This window comes from Kocuria sp. NPDC057446, from assembly GCF_042802875.1.
In the GTDB taxonomy this organism is placed as follows: domain Bacteria; phylum Actinomycetota; class Actinomycetes; order Actinomycetales; family Micrococcaceae; genus Kocuria.
Genome location: NZ_JBHVDI010000099.1, coordinates 1 through 13,577, shown reverse-complemented (window position 1 = coordinate 13,577; position 13,577 = coordinate 1). Strand labels below are relative to the sequence as shown.

Annotated in this window: 13 protein-coding genes; 8 read left to right on the top strand and 5 right to left on the bottom strand. The window is 74.6% G+C overall.

Annotated features, from left to right (window positions below):
* Positions 1-3 precede the first annotated feature (3 nt).
* Complete coding sequence (locus ACFU0Y_RS12295; protein WP_380214807.1) at positions 4-771, bottom strand: endonuclease/exonuclease/phosphatase family protein; 768 nt, start codon at positions 769-771, stop codon at positions 4-6.
* 83 nt (positions 772-854) lie between these two features.
* Positions 855-1,418 (bottom strand): Dps family protein, encoded by a 564-nt coding sequence (locus ACFU0Y_RS12290; RefSeq protein WP_380214806.1) that lies wholly within the window; start codon positions 1,416-1,418, stop codon positions 855-857.
* Between the two features lie 245 nt (positions 1,419-1,663).
* On the opposite strand from ACFU0Y_RS12290, the gene ACFU0Y_RS12285 reads away from it, so the two are divergent.
* From ACFU0Y_RS12285 to ACFU0Y_RS12270, 4 genes are all read left to right on the top strand, one after another.
* Positions 1,664-1,888 carry a hypothetical protein gene (locus tag ACFU0Y_RS12285; protein ID WP_380214805.1) on the top strand — a complete coding sequence of 75 codons (225 nt, stop codon included), beginning with the start codon at positions 1,664-1,666 and terminating at the stop codon, positions 1,886-1,888.
* A 29-nt stretch (positions 1,889-1,917) separates the two neighbouring features.
* On the top strand, positions 1,918-2,466 hold the full coding sequence (locus ACFU0Y_RS12280; RefSeq protein WP_380214804.1) for a hypothetical protein: 549 nt from the start codon (positions 1,918-1,920) through the stop codon (positions 2,464-2,466).
* 72 nt (positions 2,467-2,538) lie between these two features.
* On the top strand, positions 2,539-4,575 hold the full coding sequence (locus tag ACFU0Y_RS12275) for an FAD-dependent oxidoreductase (RefSeq protein ID WP_380214803.1): 2,037 nt from the start codon (positions 2,539-2,541) through the stop codon (positions 4,573-4,575).
* A gap of 80 nt (positions 4,576-4,655) precedes the next feature.
* Positions 4,656-6,284 (top strand): amidohydrolase, encoded by a 1,629-nt coding sequence (locus ACFU0Y_RS12270; RefSeq protein ID WP_380214802.1) that lies wholly within the window; start codon positions 4,656-4,658, stop codon positions 6,282-6,284.
* 32 nt (positions 6,285-6,316) lie between these two features.
* Here ACFU0Y_RS12270 and rraA read toward each other — a convergent pair whose 3' ends face one another.
* The 3 genes from rraA to ACFU0Y_RS12255 are packed head-to-tail and all read right to left on the bottom strand — an operon-like array spanning position 6,317 to position 9,116.
* Complete coding sequence (rraA, locus tag ACFU0Y_RS12265) at positions 6,317-6,796, bottom strand: ribonuclease E activity regulator RraA (protein WP_380214801.1); 480 nt, start codon at positions 6,794-6,796, stop codon at positions 6,317-6,319.
* Positions 6,797-6,838: 42 nt separating this feature from the next.
* On the bottom strand, positions 6,839-8,401 hold the full coding sequence (locus tag ACFU0Y_RS12260) for an MDR family MFS transporter (RefSeq protein WP_380214800.1): 1,563 nt from the start codon (positions 8,399-8,401) through the stop codon (positions 6,839-6,841).
* A 4-nt stretch (positions 8,402-8,405) separates the two neighbouring features.
* Positions 8,406-9,116, bottom strand: coding sequence for a PepSY domain-containing protein (locus tag ACFU0Y_RS12255; protein WP_380214799.1), 711 nt, complete (start codon positions 9,114-9,116; stop codon positions 8,406-8,408).
* 172 nt (positions 9,117-9,288) lie between these two features.
* Between ACFU0Y_RS12255 and ACFU0Y_RS12250 the strand changes: the two genes are divergently transcribed.
* The 4 genes from ACFU0Y_RS12250 to ACFU0Y_RS12235 all read left to right on the top strand — a co-directional run.
* Entirely contained in the window at positions 9,289-10,059 is a 771-nt protein-coding gene (locus tag ACFU0Y_RS12250; protein WP_380214798.1) for an FhaA domain-containing protein, read from the top strand.
* Positions 10,060-10,557, top strand: a complete 498-nt coding sequence (locus ACFU0Y_RS12245; protein ID WP_380214797.1) for an FHA domain-containing protein — start codon at positions 10,060-10,062, stop codon at positions 10,555-10,557. It begins immediately after the preceding gene.
* A 3-nt stretch (positions 10,558-10,560) separates the two neighbouring features.
* Positions 10,561-12,033 (top strand): PP2C family protein-serine/threonine phosphatase, encoded by a 1,473-nt coding sequence (locus ACFU0Y_RS12240; protein WP_380214796.1) that lies wholly within the window; start codon positions 10,561-10,563, stop codon positions 12,031-12,033.
* A partial coding sequence (locus ACFU0Y_RS12235) for an FtsW/RodA/SpoVE family cell cycle protein (RefSeq protein ID WP_380214795.1) occupies positions 12,030-13,577 on the top strand: 1,548 nt, incomplete at its 3' end. The genes ACFU0Y_RS12240 and ACFU0Y_RS12235, both read left to right, overlap by 4 nt.

The following is a 13,577-nucleotide window of genomic DNA, read 5'->3' as shown; positions in this document are numbered from 1 at the left end:
CGCTCAGGCCGCGGGGCCGCCGTCGTGCTCGATCTCGGCCAGCACCGGGAAGTGGTCCGAGGCCCACACGCCGAGCGGTCGCTCGGCCAGCACGCGGGAGTCGAGCACGCGGACCCCGCCGCCGCAGAGGATCCAGTCCAGGCGCGGCGTCCTGGCCCCGGGCTCCCGGTAGCGGTGGAAGGTCCCGGCGGCGTCCGCGGGCAGGGTGTCCCGCAGCCCGCCGGCGATCGCGGCGTCCCAGGTGCGGGACCGGCCCGCGGCCGCGTTCATGTCCCCGAGCAGGAGCAGGGGACCGACCCGGCCGAGGAGGAGGCGCTGCAGCGCGGCCAGCTGGCGCAGCCGGGCCCGCTCCGGCCACGGGTCGAGGTGGGTGGCACCCACCCACCAGGCCACTCCCGTGCGCCGGTCCGTGAGCTCGGCCAGCACCAGGGTGCGGGGGAAGAGGTCCCCCGGCCACTTCGACCCCGGGACCTCCGGCCGCGCGGACAGCCACCGCTGCTGCCAGCGCTCGACCCGGAACCGGGTGGTGTCCACGGCCAGCAGGCACCGCTCGCCGCCGCCGTCGGCGTCCCGTCCCCCGCCCAGGAGGACGTGGTCCGGCCCCAGGGCCTGCCGGACGTGGTGCAGCTGCTCCGGGAGGACCTCCTGGAGGGCGGCCAGCTCCGGCCGGTGGGTCCGGAGCACCGCCTGCACCGCGGGGGCCCGGGTGAACCACGCGTCCGGTGCGCTCCGGCGGTACGTTCCCAGGGGCCGTCGGATGTTGAAGGTCATGGCCGTGAACACGCCCCGGCCCCGCGGACCACGGGGGTCGGCGGGGCCGGGGCGGTCGTGGGGTGCCACGGTCGCGGGACGGGCTACTGGACTGCGGACTCCGCCGCGCCCTGCTCCGTGCGGGCGCCGCCGTGCTGGAGGTCGCCGCCGCTGTTCTCCAGGTGGGCGCGCATGAACCACTGGAAGAGCTCGAGCTCCTTGACCTGACCGATGAGCATGTCCTCGGTGACGGGGTCGAGCTCCCCGACCTTCCGGACCGCGTCGCGGTGGTCCTCGATCACGCCGTTGTAGACGATGTCGAGGGCGGCGAGGTGCTCCACGCCGGTGGCGCGGTGGACCGAGTAGTCGTCCCAGGTGCGGGCCCGGACGAGGTCACCGGGCAGGCCCGACGGGCCCACGCCCATGGTCGCCATGCGCTCGGCGAGCTCGTCGACGAAGCCGCGCACGAGCTCGATCTGCGGGTCGAGCATCTCGTGGACGGAGATGAAGTTGGGGCCCACCACGTTCCAGTGGGCGTGCTTGAGCGTCAGCTGGAGGTCGTTGAGGGCGTGCAGGCGCTGCTGGAGCGTCTGGGCGACCTCGTGGCCGTTCTCGGTGGAGAGGCCGGGCACGGTGTAGGGGGCGGTGCGCTGGTTCGGGGTGGCCATGTGTTCGTCTCCATGCTTCCGGCCGCCGCGGGGCGGCGGCCTGACTCGGCAACTGCGGACGGCCCGCAGGGCGGGCCTCTGCCCCCACTATGGCACGGCCCCCACCCACTGTCAGCACCCTGTCCATTCGCTGTCCGCGATATCCCGGGCGGTGCCCGTCCGCCGCCCGGCCGGTGGCCGCACCCACCACCGAACGCCCGCCCGGGCCCTTGCCAGGACGGGGAGCCGCTGATTGGCTGGGGCTCATGGACACGACCCCCGCCTCCGGCGACCAGCTCCCCGACGACCCGCACCTGGCCGACGACGTCGGCGTCCCCGACACCCCGGCGCGCGACCTCGAGACCGCCCCGGACCCGCTGGGCCTGACCAATGCCGGCCAGCGCGTGCCGAGCGCGGGGGACGCCGCCGACCCCGCCGATCCGGACTTCGGGCCGGGCGCGGGCGGCCCCGGCCCCACGGCCGGGGACTGATCCGGCGCGACGCCGCCGCCCTGGGCCCCATGAGCACCCGCAGCACCAGCACCGCCGGGATCGCGCGGGCCACCGGCATCCCGTGGGAGACCTGGACGGCCCGGCTCGACGAGCTCGGCGCCCGGACGATGAGCCACGCCGAGGTCGCCCGCCGCGTGGCCGAGCAGCTCGAGGGCGTCGTCGAGAACCCCGCGTGGTGGGGCCAGTCCGTCGCGGTGGCCTGGGAGCAGCACACGGGGGCCCGCCGGCCGGGGCAGGCCGGGGACGGCAGCTTCGGGGCGAGCGCGAGCCGTACGGTGACCGGCACCCCGGACGAGGCGCTCGCCCGGTGGTCGTCCCTCCTGGCGGGCCGCACCGAGGTCGGCGGCGTCCCGTTCCGGCAGCCGCCCAGCACCGCGGCCACCGCGAAGTGGCGCTACTGGCGGGTGCGTCTCGCCGACGGGAGCAGGGTCTCCGCCACCATCGGCGACAAGGCCGGCGGCCGCGTCACGGTGGCTCTCGCGCACACGGGGCTGGCCTCAGCCGACGACGTGGCGCGGTGGCGCTCGACGTGGAAGGAGCTGCTGGCCGCGCTCTGATCCCGCGCCCGCTTGTGATGCGGCTCACTCCTCGCCTACGGTGACCCGAGTACCTGAGACGAGGAGTATCACATGACCGTGCCCTATCCGCGCCTGCTCGCGCCCCTGGACCTGGGTTTCACCACCCTGCCCAACCGGGTCCTCATGGGATCGATGCACACCGGGCTCGAGGAGCTGCCGGGAGGGTTCGAGCGCCTCGCGGAGTTCTACGCGGAACGGGTCCGCGGCGGGGTGGGACTCATCGTCACGGGCGGCATCGGGCCGAGCCCCGAGGGCGCGACGCACGCCGGCGCCGCCGTGCTCCGCACCCCGGAGGAGGTGGCCCGGCACCGCACGGTCACGGACGCCGTGCACGCCGAGGGCGGCCGGATCGCCCTGCAGATCCTGCACGCCGGCCGCTACGCCATGAACCCCGACGCCGTGGCCCCGAGCCCGCTGCGCGCCCCCATCAGCCCCGTGGTGCCGCACGAGCTCTCCGCGGAGGAGGTCGAGGGGACCGTCGAGGACTTCGCCCGCACCGCCGCGCTCGCCCGCGAGGCCGGCTACGACGGCGTGGAGATCATGGGCTCGGAGGGCTACCTCATCAACGAGTTCGTCGCCGCCGAGACCAACCACCGCACCGACCGGTGGGGCGGGTCCTGGGAGAACCGGATGCGCCTGCCCGTGGAGGTCGTCCGCCGCGTCCGCGAGCGCACCGGCCCGGACTTCGTGCTGATCTACCGGCTCTCCATGCTGGACCTGGTCCCGGGCGGCTCCACGCTCGAGGAGGTCGTGGCGCTGGCCCGGGCGGTGGAGGCCGCCGGGGCCACCCTGCTCAACACCGGCATCGGCTGGCACGAGGCCCGCATCCCCACGATCGCCACGGTCGTCCCCCGCGGCGGCTTCTCGTGGGTGACGCGCCGGCTCAAGGGCGAGGTCGGGATCCCGCTGATCGCGGTCAACCGGATCAGCACCCCGGAGACCGCGGAGCGGATCCTGGCCGACGGCGACGCCGACATGGTGTCCCTGGCCCGGCCCCTGCTCGCGGACCCGGAGTTCGTGGCCAAGGCCGCGCGCGGCCGGGCCGACACCATCAACACGTGCATCGCGTGCAACCAGGCGTGCCTGGACCACACCTTCGCCGGCCGGACGGCGTCCTGCCTGGTCAACCCCCGGGCCGGGCACGAGACGCTGCTGCGCCTGGGCCCCACCCGCCGGGCGGAGCGGATCGGCGTGGTGGGGGCGGGCCCGGCAGGGCTGGCCTTCGCCGTCGGCGCCGCGGAGGCGGGGCACACCGTGACCCTCTTCGAGGCGGAGGACCGGATCGGCGGGCAGTTCCTGATGGCCCTGCGCATCCCCGGCAAGGAGGAGTACGCGGAGACGCTGCGCTACTACGGTGTGCGGCTCGCGGAGCTGGGCGTGGACGTGCGGCTCGGGACGACAGCCGCCCCCGAGCACCTGTGCGGCTTCGACCGGCTCGTGCTCGCCACGGGCGTGGAACCGCGCGTGCCCGCGGTCGAGGGGGTGGACCACCCGTCGGTCGTCGGCTACCGGGACGTCCTGCAGCACGGTGCGCCCGTGGGGCGCCGGGTCGCCGTCCTCGGCGCCGGGGGCATCGGCTTCGACGTCGCCGGGTTCCTCGTGCACTCCCCGGAGACGGACTTCTACCGCGCGTGGGGCGTCGACACGACGCTGACCGCCCGGGGCGGACTGACCGCCCCCCGGCCCGGGCGCCCCGCGCGCGAGGTGACGCTGCTCCAGCGCTCCCCCGGCAAGCTCGGGGCCGGCCTGGGCCGCACGACCGGCTGGATCCACCGGGCCTCGCTCCGGGCCGGCGGCGTCCGCACCCTCAGCGGCGTGACGTACCGGCGGATCGACGACGACGGACTGCACCTCACCGCGCCGGAGCCCGGCGGCACGGAGCCGGTCGAGCAGGTGCTGCCCGTGGACACCGTGGTGCTGTGCACGGGCCAGGAACCGCTGCGGGCCCTGTACGACGCGCTGCAAGGAGCCGGGCACCGCACGGGCGCCGTCCCGGTGCACCTCATCGGCGGGGCGGACGTGGCGGCCGAGCTGGACGCCAAGCGGGCGATCCGCCAGGCCACGGAACTCGTCGCCGCCCTGGGCTGACCCGCCCGTCCACCCTGCGCCCCGCGCACTCCCCCTCGGCCGGGTGCCACGATGGGGTCAGCCCCGCGGAAAGGATCCCCATGCAGCTCGACCTCCTGCTCGTCAACGCCACGGTCCTGACCATGGAGCCGGCCCGCCCGGTGGCCTCGAGCCTCGGCGTGCACGGCGGCCGGATCGTGGTCCTCGACGACCCGGACGTGCCGGCCGCCGAGACCGTGGACCTCGGCGGGGCCACGGTGCTGCCCGGGTTCGTGGACGCGCACTGCCACACCACCTGGTTCGGGCTCGGCCTCGCGGAGGTGGACCTCGCCGGCTGCACGTCCCTCGACGAGCTGTACGCGGCGCTGGAGCGCGGCATGGCCGCGAAGCCACCGGACGAGGAGTGGCTCATGGCCACCGGCTTCTACCCCGCCACGGTGGGCGGGTCGCTGCCCGACATCGGCGTGCTCGACCGGATCACCGGCCGCACGCCCCTGTTCGTCCGGCACACCTCCGGCCACGCCGCGGTGGTGAACTCCGAGGCGCTGCGCCGGGCGGGGATCCACACCCCGGGGACCCCGGACCCGGTGGGCGGACGGGTGGTGCGGGACGGCTCCGGCCGGGCCACGGGCCTGGTCGAGGAGACCGCGCAGGCCGTGGTGCAGGAGCTGTTCCGCCCGTACCCGGTGGACAGGATCGTGGCGGCGCTCGAGCGCGCCACCGCCCGATACGCCGCCGAGGGCATCACCACGTTCGCCGAGGCCGGGGTGGGCGCCGGGTGGATCGGGCACAACCCGTCCGAGCTGCAGGCCTACCAGCAGGCCAGGGACGCCGGGGTCCTGCACGCCCGGGCGCAGGTGATGCCCGTGCTGGACGTCCTGCACGGGATCGACGGGCTCGGGGACGGCTCCGAGCGCGGGCTCGACCTGGGGCTGCGCTCGGGCTTCGGCGACGACGAGCTGCACCTCGGGCCGGTCAAGGTCTTCGTGGACGGCTCGCTGCTCGGGGAGACGGCCGCGGTGACCGAGGCCTTCTGCGGCGGCCACTCCACGGGCTACTTCCAGGAGAACCCGGAGCAGATGGCGGAGGCGATCCACGCGGCCTACCGGGCGGGCTGGTCGGTGGCCGCCCACGCGATCGGGGACCGCGCCATCGACTTCGCGATCGACGTGATCACCCGGTGCCAGGACGAGCACGGGCGGCACCGGCTGCCCAACCGGATCGAGCACGCCAGCATCACCCGCCCCGACCAGCTGCCGCGGCTCGCGGCCGCGGGGATCGTGGTGACCCCGCAGATCGGCTTCCTGCGCCCGATGGCCGCCCAGTTCCGCCGGCTCCTGGGCCCCGAGCGCACGGACTGGACCTACCGGGGCCGCAGTTTCCTGGAGGCCGGGGTGCGGATCGCGGGCAGCTCCGACCGCCCGGTCGCCGACGGCGACGTGCTGCGCTCGGTGCAGGCCTGGACCGACCGGCTCGACGGCGACGGGCGGCGGTTCGGCCCCGCCGGGGAGCGGCTCGACGTGCTGGAGGCCCTCGCCGCCTACACCTCCGAGGCGGCGAAGGCCCTGGGGATGTCCGACCGGATCGGCTCGCTGGCCCCGGGCAAGCTCGCGGACCTGGTGGTGCTGGCGGAGAACCCCCTCGAGGTGCACCGGCGGGGCGGGTCGGTGGAGCACATCGGCGTCCTCGCGACCTACCGCGGCGGCCGGCTCACCCACCGCGCCGGCTGAGCGGGGCACGAGGCACCGCGCAGGCCGGGCGGTCAGCCCTCGACGAGGATCCCGTCCTCGTCGGCCCACACGGTCCGGCCCGGGCGGAAGGTCACGCCCTCGATCACCACGGGCACGTCCTGCTCCCCGACGCCGTCCTTGGCGGACTTGCGCGGATTGGAGCCCAGGGCCTTGACCCCGAGCGGCAGCCCGGCCAGGGCGACCCGGTCCCGCACGGGCCCGTTGATGATGACCCCGGCCCACCCGTTGCGCACCGCGGCCTCCGCGATCATGTCCCCCATGAGCGCGGTGCCCATGGAGCCGTGCCCGTCCACGACGAGGACCGCGCCCTCCCCCGGGGAGTTGAGCACGGCCTTCACGAGGCCGTTGTCCTGGAAGCAGCGGACCGTGCGCACCGGGCCGGTGAACGCGGCCGATCCGCCCAGGTCGAGGAACTGGCGCGGGCAGGACATCAGCTGCTCCCCGCGCTCGTCGTAGAGGTCGGCGGTGGTGAACGGGCGCGGATCGGTCATGAGCTGCTCCTGGGGCATCCGGTGGCGGTTCCGGGAGCCAGCCTAGTCACCGGCACCGCCGCGCCCCGCCGCGGCGGGCTCCGCGGGAGGTCGATGCGCGTCCCTCCGCGCGGCGGGCACGGTGGTGCCGAGCGGGATCTCCTCGATGAGCAGGGACAGCACGAGGCACGCCGCCGCCACGGGCAGGCCCCACAGGAAGATCGGCGGCAGCGACTGGGCGAAGGCCTGCGCGACCGCCTCCTGCGCCGGGGCGGGCAGGCCCGCGAGCACCTGGGGGCTCAGGGCGTTGACGTCGAGGGAGGGCACGGCGCGGTCCGCGAGCGCGTCGTCGAGCCGGGCGACGAAGACGGAGCCGAACACGGCGATCCCGAACGACGCCCCGGTCTGGCGGAAGAAGTTCGACGACGACGTCGCGGCGCCGACCTCCCCCGGCGGCACCGCGTTCTGCACGATCAGGATGAGGTTCTGCATGAGGCAGCCGATGCCGAGACCGGTGACGGCCATCCCCGCGGCGGTCAGGGCGTAGGGGGTGGTCTCGTCGAGCAGCGAGAGCAGCACGAGCCCGGCGGCCATCACGGCGGAGCCCAGCACCGGCCAGTGCCGGTAGCGCCCCGTCCGCGCGATGCGGCGGCCGGTGCCGATGGTCCCCACGAGCATCCCGGCCGTCACGGGGATCATCATCAGACCGGCCCCGGTGGCCGAGGCACCGTCGACCATCTGCAGGTAGGTGGGCAGGTAGGTGATCGTGGCGAACATGATCACGCCCATGCCGACGGCCGCCGCGGTGGGCACCACGAAGTTGCGCACCCGGAACAGGTGCAGCGGGATGATGGGCTCGGGGGCACGGCGCTCCACCAGCACGAACAGGACGCCGAGCAGCAGCACCGCCCCGCCGAGGCCCACGATCCGCGGGCTCGACCACGCGTGCGCCGTGCCGGCCCACGTGGTGAGGAGCACGAAGGCCACGCTCCCCAGCGCCAGCAGCGCCGTCCCCAGCACGTCCAGCCGCACGCGCCCCCGGGGCGCGTGCGGCAGGTGCAGGAAGCGGGGGATGAACAGGAGCGTCACGAGCCCCAGGGGCAGGTTGATGTAGAACACCCACCGCCAGCTCACGAGGTCGGTGAGGAACCCGCCGACCAGCGGTCCGCTCACCGAGGCGAGGCCGAAGGCCGCCCCGATCACGCCCATGTAGCGGCCGCGCTCGCGGGCCGGCACGAGGTCCGCGATGATCGCCTGCGCCCCGATCAGCAGGCCCCCGCCGCCCAGCCCCTGGAGGGCGCGGAAGACGATGAGCTGGGTCATGTCCTGGGCGGCGCCGGAGAGCACGGAGCCGAGCAGGAAGACCACGACGGCCACCAGGAAGATCCGCTTGCGCCCGTACAGGTCGCCCAGTTTCCCGTAGACCGGCAGCCCCACGGTGGCGGCGAGCACGTAGGCCGTGACCACCCAGGAGATCCGGTCGAGCCCGTCGAGGTCCCCGACGATCGAGGGCAGGGCCGTGGCCACGATCGTCTGGTCGAGGGCGGCCAGCAGCACGGCCATGAGCAGGCCGAGGAACGTCAGCTGCAGCTGGCGGCGCTCCGTGCGGCCGGGGTCCGCGGCCACCGGGTCAGCGGTCGATCCTCAGCACGGAGCCGTCCGCGACGTCGACGAACACGTCCACCGAGTTGCCGTCCGGCTCGTCGATCTCGATCTCCCACACGGTGGTGCCGTCCTCCGTCTCGAGCTGCGCCTCGTCGATCCTGCCGTTGACCGTCCCCAGCGCCGTGGCCAGCGCCTCCTCGAGGGGCACCTGGACCTGGGCGAGCTTCTCGCGGTCGTCGCTGTCGAGGTCGCCCTCCTCCTCCTGGCTGATGACGTCCTCGCCGTCCTGCGAGACGTAGATCTCGTGCTCGCGGTCGTCGGCCGCGACGGTGATCTCCCAGCTGGCCGGGCTGTCCTCCCGCCCGAGCTCGAAGGCCCGGGCGTCGCCGCCCACCGCGTCCTCCGCCGCGGTGATCGCGGCGGCCACGACGGCCGCGTCGCCGCCGGACCCGCCGGTGGCGTCCTCGCCCGGGCTCGCCGAGGGCGAGGCCGTGCCGGTCCCGTCGTCGTCCGGGCTCGCGGTGTCGCCCGGGGTGGCGGTCCCGTCCGGGCTCGCGGTGTCGTCCGGGCTGGCGGTGTCGTCCGGGCTCGCGGTGTCCTGCGCGGGCGCGGCGGTCCCGGTCGGGGACGCGGCTCCGCCGTCGTCCCCGCCTCCGTCCCCGCCGCAACCGGCGAGGAGCAGGGCGGAGAGGGCGAGCGCCGCCAGGGACAGGGGCCGTCGGTCAGTGTGCTTCATACCCGGGATTCTTCTCCCCCGGGAGGCCCCTGGCAAGGAGGCGGCCGTGCTGCGGACCCGCCGGGCGCGCACCCCCCGTCGGGCGCACAGGCGTCGCGTCCACTATCCTGGAGAACGCCTGACCCGGGACCGGGTGCATGCGCACCGAGATCGACGCCAGGAAGGAGGCGGCATGGGATTCCTCGAGAGCCTCGAGAAGAACATCGAGAAGGCCGTCCGTGCCACCTTCTCCACCGGTTCGCGCAAGCGCGTGGAGGCGGTCGAGATCGCCAGCGCCCTGCGGCGGGAGCTCGACCACGAGGCGTTCACGATCTCCGCCGGCCGCACCATGGCACCCAACGTCTTCGTGGTGCAGTTCTCGGACGAGGACTTCCCGCGCGCCCAGGACTGGGGGACGCCGCTCGCGGAGGAGCTGTGCGACGTCGTCATCAAGCACGCCCGCAGCCAGGCCTACACGCTCCAGGGCGCGGTGAAGGTCTCCTTCACCCGCAACCCGGAGGTCGAGGCCGGGGAGTTCCGCGTGCACTCCTCGGCGCAGCGCACGGCGGAGTCCCCCAACACCCCCGCCACGCCGAGCGGGCAGCGGATCGCCCGCGGCCACCGCCAGGAGGAGGACGAGCCGACGCGGGCCGTGCCCGTCCAGCACTGGATCCCGGTGCTCGACGTCGAGGGCGCCCGGTTCTCCATCAACGCGGACTCGATCGTGCTGGGCCGCTCCGCCGAGGCGGACATCACCGTGGAGGACACGGGAGTCTCCCGCAAGCACCTGGAGATCCGGCGGCAGGGCGAGCACTTCGTGGCCGTGGACCTCGGCTCGACCAACGGTTCCTACGTGGACGGGGAGCGGGTGATCGGCCGCGCCGAGCTGGTCAACGGGTCCGTGATCACCATGGGTCGGACCCGGATCACGTTCCGCCTCCTGACCCCGAAGGGGAACCGCTGAATGTCCGAACTCACCGTCACCCTGCTCCGCTTCGGGTTCCTGGCCCTGCTCTGGATCTTCATCTTCAGCATCGTCGCCAGCCAGGGGCGTGACCTGGCGGTCGGCGGGAAGCTCCCGGCGGTGCTCACCCGGTCCCGCGCCCAGCGCCGGGACCCCGTGGAGGAGCCGGTGCCGCCCGCCGCGGGGCCCACCACCGGCCAGCGCTCCCGCCCCCGGACCCTCGTGGTCCTGGACGGCCCCCTCCGGGGCCGCAGCTATCCCCTCGGCAACGCCCCGGTGCTGCTGGGCCGCTCCCCCGAGGCCACCGTGCCCCTCGGCGACGACTACGCCTCGGGGCGCCACGCCCGGCTGTTCCCGCAGGGCTCCCGCTGGTTCCTCGAGGACCTCGGCTCCACCAACGGCACCTTCGTCGGCCAGCAGCGCCTCTCCCGGGCCGTGCCGCTCGAGCCCGGGACCCCGTTCCGGGTGGGCAAGACCGTCCTGGAACTGAGGTCCTGACGCATGGCGATCGCCTTCCGCTACGCCGCGCGGTCCGACGTGGGCAGGGTCCGTTCGAAGAACGACGACTCCGCCTACGCGGGCCGCCACCTCGCCGTCGTGGCCGACGGCATGGGCGGGCACGTGGGCGGGGACGTCGCGTCGGCCTCCGCGGTCATGGACCTCACCGGACTGGACCGGCCCGACCACCACGGCGACGGCGCCACCGTGCTCACGGACGAGATCCAGAACGCCAACCAGAACCTCGCCCGGCTGGTCCTGGGCAACGCCCGCCTGGGCGGCATGGGCACCACCGTCACGGCCCTGCTGGCCGACCAGGACGAGCTCGTCGTGGCCCACATCGGGGACTCCCGCGCCTACCGGCTGCGCGACGGCGAGTTCCGCCAGATCACCCGGGACCACACGTTCGTCCAGCGGCTCATCGACGAGGGACGGCTGCGCCCGGACGAGGCCGAGTCCCATCCGCACAAGAACGTCCTGATGCGCGTGCTCGGGGACGTCGACGCCTCGCCCGAGATCGACGTGGAGACCTTCCGCCCGCAGACCGGCGAGCGCTGGCTGCTGTGCTCCGACGGGCTCAACGCCGTGGTCCGCCCGGAGACCATCGAGTCCGTGCTCGGCTCCACCGACGACCTGAACCAGATCGTGGACACGCTCGTGGAGCTGACCCTGGACCGTGGGGCCCCCGACAACGTGACCGTGGTGGTCGTGCAGGTCTTCGAGACCGACGACACCGCCCCCGTGCCGCAGACCCGCGAGGCGCAGGGCGCGGTCCCCGACCCGGAGTCCGCCCGCACCTCGGACGAGATCACCGGGGACGCCGGGGCCCGGGGCGCCGCCGAGTCCTCGGCCGCCGCGCTGCGCCGCGACCTCGCCGCCCGCCCCCACCTGCTGGTGGGCGCCGCCGCCAACGCCACCCAGACCGGCCGCATCCCCACCGTGAGCGACAGCGTCCTCGAACGCCGGGCGACCCTCCTGCAGACCTCCGCCCCCGACACCCTGGCCGACCCGCGGGACGTCGAGTCGGCGCTGCACCGGGCCGACGCCACCGCCCCGTCCCCGCGCCGGCGCCGCCACCGGCGCGCCGTGGCCGCGCTCGCGCTGGTGACGGCCGGGCTGCTGCTGGTCGCCGGGGGATGGCTGACGAGCAACTGGATCAGCTCCCAGTACTACGTCGGCGAGCAGCAGGGCAACGTCGCGATCTACAACGGCGTGTCCCAGTCGCTGGGACCCGTGAGCCTCAGCGACCTGGAGCGCGCCACGGACCTGCGGGTCGACGACCTCCCGGGCTTCGCGCAGGACCGGGTGCGCAACGCCATCCCCGCGGGCAGCCTCGAGGAGGCGGAGCGGATCGTCCGCGAGCTGCGCGAGTCCCTGCCCGAGGAGACGGCTCCCGAGCCGCGCCCGACCGGCACCGTCCAGCGGGCCACCGCCTCCCCCGCCGCTCCCACCGCCTCGCCCGGGGGTGACCGATGAGCGCCCCCGCCGACACCCTCCCCCCGCAGGAGCAGACGGAGCCCCGCCAGAAGCCGCGGCGGCTCACGGAGCTGCTCCTGCTCGTCCTCGCCGTGGGCATCGGCGTCGGCGCGAACATCCTGGTGGACCCCGACCAGCTGGGCTCCGGGGACCCGCACCTGCTCGTCTCCGGGCTGGTCCTGGGCGTCGGCGCGCTGGTCCTGCACGTGGTGCTGCGGCTGCGGGCCAAGTACGCGGACCCCTACGTCCTGCCGATCGTGGTGGCCCTCAACGGCCTGGGCATCGCCATGATCCACCGGATCGACCTCACCACGGACCAGACGGCCGCGGGCTCGCAGGTCGTCTGGACCGCCTTCGCCATGACCGCCGCCGGCCTGGTGCTCTGGTTCCTCAAGGACCATCGGGTGCTGCGCCGGATCACCTACATCAGCCTGGTGCTCAGCGGTCTGCTGCTGCTCCTGCCCCTCCTGCCCGGCCTCGGCCTGGAGCTCAACGGCGCCCGGATCTGGATCTCGGTGGGCGGGCGCACCTTCCAGCCCGGCGAGGTCGCCAAGATCACCCTGGCCGTGTTCTTCGCGGGCTACCTCTCGACCAACCGGGACCTCATCCTGCTGGCCGGCAAGAAGATCGGCCCGGTGCGCCTGCCGCGGTTCCGGGACATGGCCCCCATGTTCGCCGCGTGGATCATCGCGATCGGCGTGCTGGTCTTCCAGCGGGACCTCGGCTCCGCGATCCTGTTCTTCGGCCTGTTCGTGGCCATGATCTACCTCGCCACGAGCCGGCTGAGCTGGATCGTGATCGGGCTGCTGCTCGTGGCCGTCGGAGGCTTCTTCGCGAGCCGGACCTTCGGCCACGTCGCCGCCCGGCTGGACTCCTGGCTCAACGCGTTCGACCCGGAGGTGTACAACCGGGCCCCGGGCGGTTCGGGGCAGATCGTCCAGGGCCTGTTCGGGCTCTCCTCGGGCGGGCTCTTCGGGCAGGGGCTGGGGCAGGGCCGGCCGGACCTCGTCTCCTACGCGAACTCGGACATGATCATGACCGCGTTCGGCGAGGAGCTCGGGCTGATCGGGCTGAGCGCCGTGCTCGTGCTGTTCTTCCTCTTCGTCACCCGGGGCTTCCGGGCCGCGCTGGGCACCCGGGACTCCTTCGGCAAGCTGCTGGCGGCGGGGCTGTCCGCGGTCATCATCCTGCAGCTGTTCGTGGTGGTGGGCGGGGTCACCCGGCTGATCCCGCTGACCGGGCTGACCACCCCGTTCATGTCCGCCGGCGGCTCCTCGCTGCTGTCGAACTGGATCATCGCGGCGATCATCCTCTCGATCTCCCACACGGCCCGCCGGCCCGTGGTCACCGGTCCGGCCACCGAGGCGGACCTCGTCGAGGTCGCCGCCTACGAGGCCACGCTGCGGGAGGCCGCCCGGCGCGACGAGCAGGAGCGCGCCGAGCGCCTGGAGCGCCGCCGGGACCGCCGCCCCGGCAAGGACGCGGACGGGACCGAGCAGGACGGGGCGCCGGCGCCGGGGGAGGGCCGGCCCGCGGGGCGGCCC

Bases quoted from the DNA above. Each gene is read 5' to 3' on its own strand.
- ACFU0Y_RS12280 (WP_380214804.1), top strand. From the start codon at position 1,918: ATGAGCACCCGCAGCACCAGCACCGCCGGGATCGCGCGGGCCACCGGC.
- ACFU0Y_RS12285 (WP_380214805.1), top strand. From the start codon at position 1,664: ATGGACACGACCCCCGCCTCCGGCGACCAGCTCCCCGACGACCCGCAC.
- rraA (WP_380214801.1), bottom strand. From the start codon at position 6,796: ATGACCGATCCGCGCCCGTTCACCACCGCCGACCTCTACGACGAGCGC.
- ACFU0Y_RS12275 (WP_380214803.1), top strand. From the start codon at position 2,539: ATGACCGTGCCCTATCCGCGCCTGCTCGCGCCCCTGGACCTGGGTTTC.
- ACFU0Y_RS12295 (WP_380214807.1), bottom strand. From the start codon at position 771: ATGACCTTCAACATCCGACGGCCCCTGGGAACGTACCGCCGGAGCGCA.
- ACFU0Y_RS12245 (WP_380214797.1), top strand. From the start codon at position 10,060: ATGTCCGAACTCACCGTCACCCTGCTCCGCTTCGGGTTCCTGGCCCTG.
- ACFU0Y_RS12240 (WP_380214796.1), top strand. From the start codon at position 10,561: ATGGCGATCGCCTTCCGCTACGCCGCGCGGTCCGACGTGGGCAGGGTC.
- ACFU0Y_RS12290 (WP_380214806.1), bottom strand. From the start codon at position 1,418: ATGGCCACCCCGAACCAGCGCACCGCCCCCTACACCGTGCCCGGCCTC.
- ACFU0Y_RS12250 (WP_380214798.1), top strand. From the start codon at position 9,289: ATGGGATTCCTCGAGAGCCTCGAGAAGAACATCGAGAAGGCCGTCCGT.
- ACFU0Y_RS12270 (WP_380214802.1), top strand. From the start codon at position 4,656: ATGCAGCTCGACCTCCTGCTCGTCAACGCCACGGTCCTGACCATGGAG.
- ACFU0Y_RS12255 (WP_380214799.1), bottom strand. From the start codon at position 9,116: ATGAAGCACACTGACCGACGGCCCCTGTCCCTGGCGGCGCTCGCCCTC.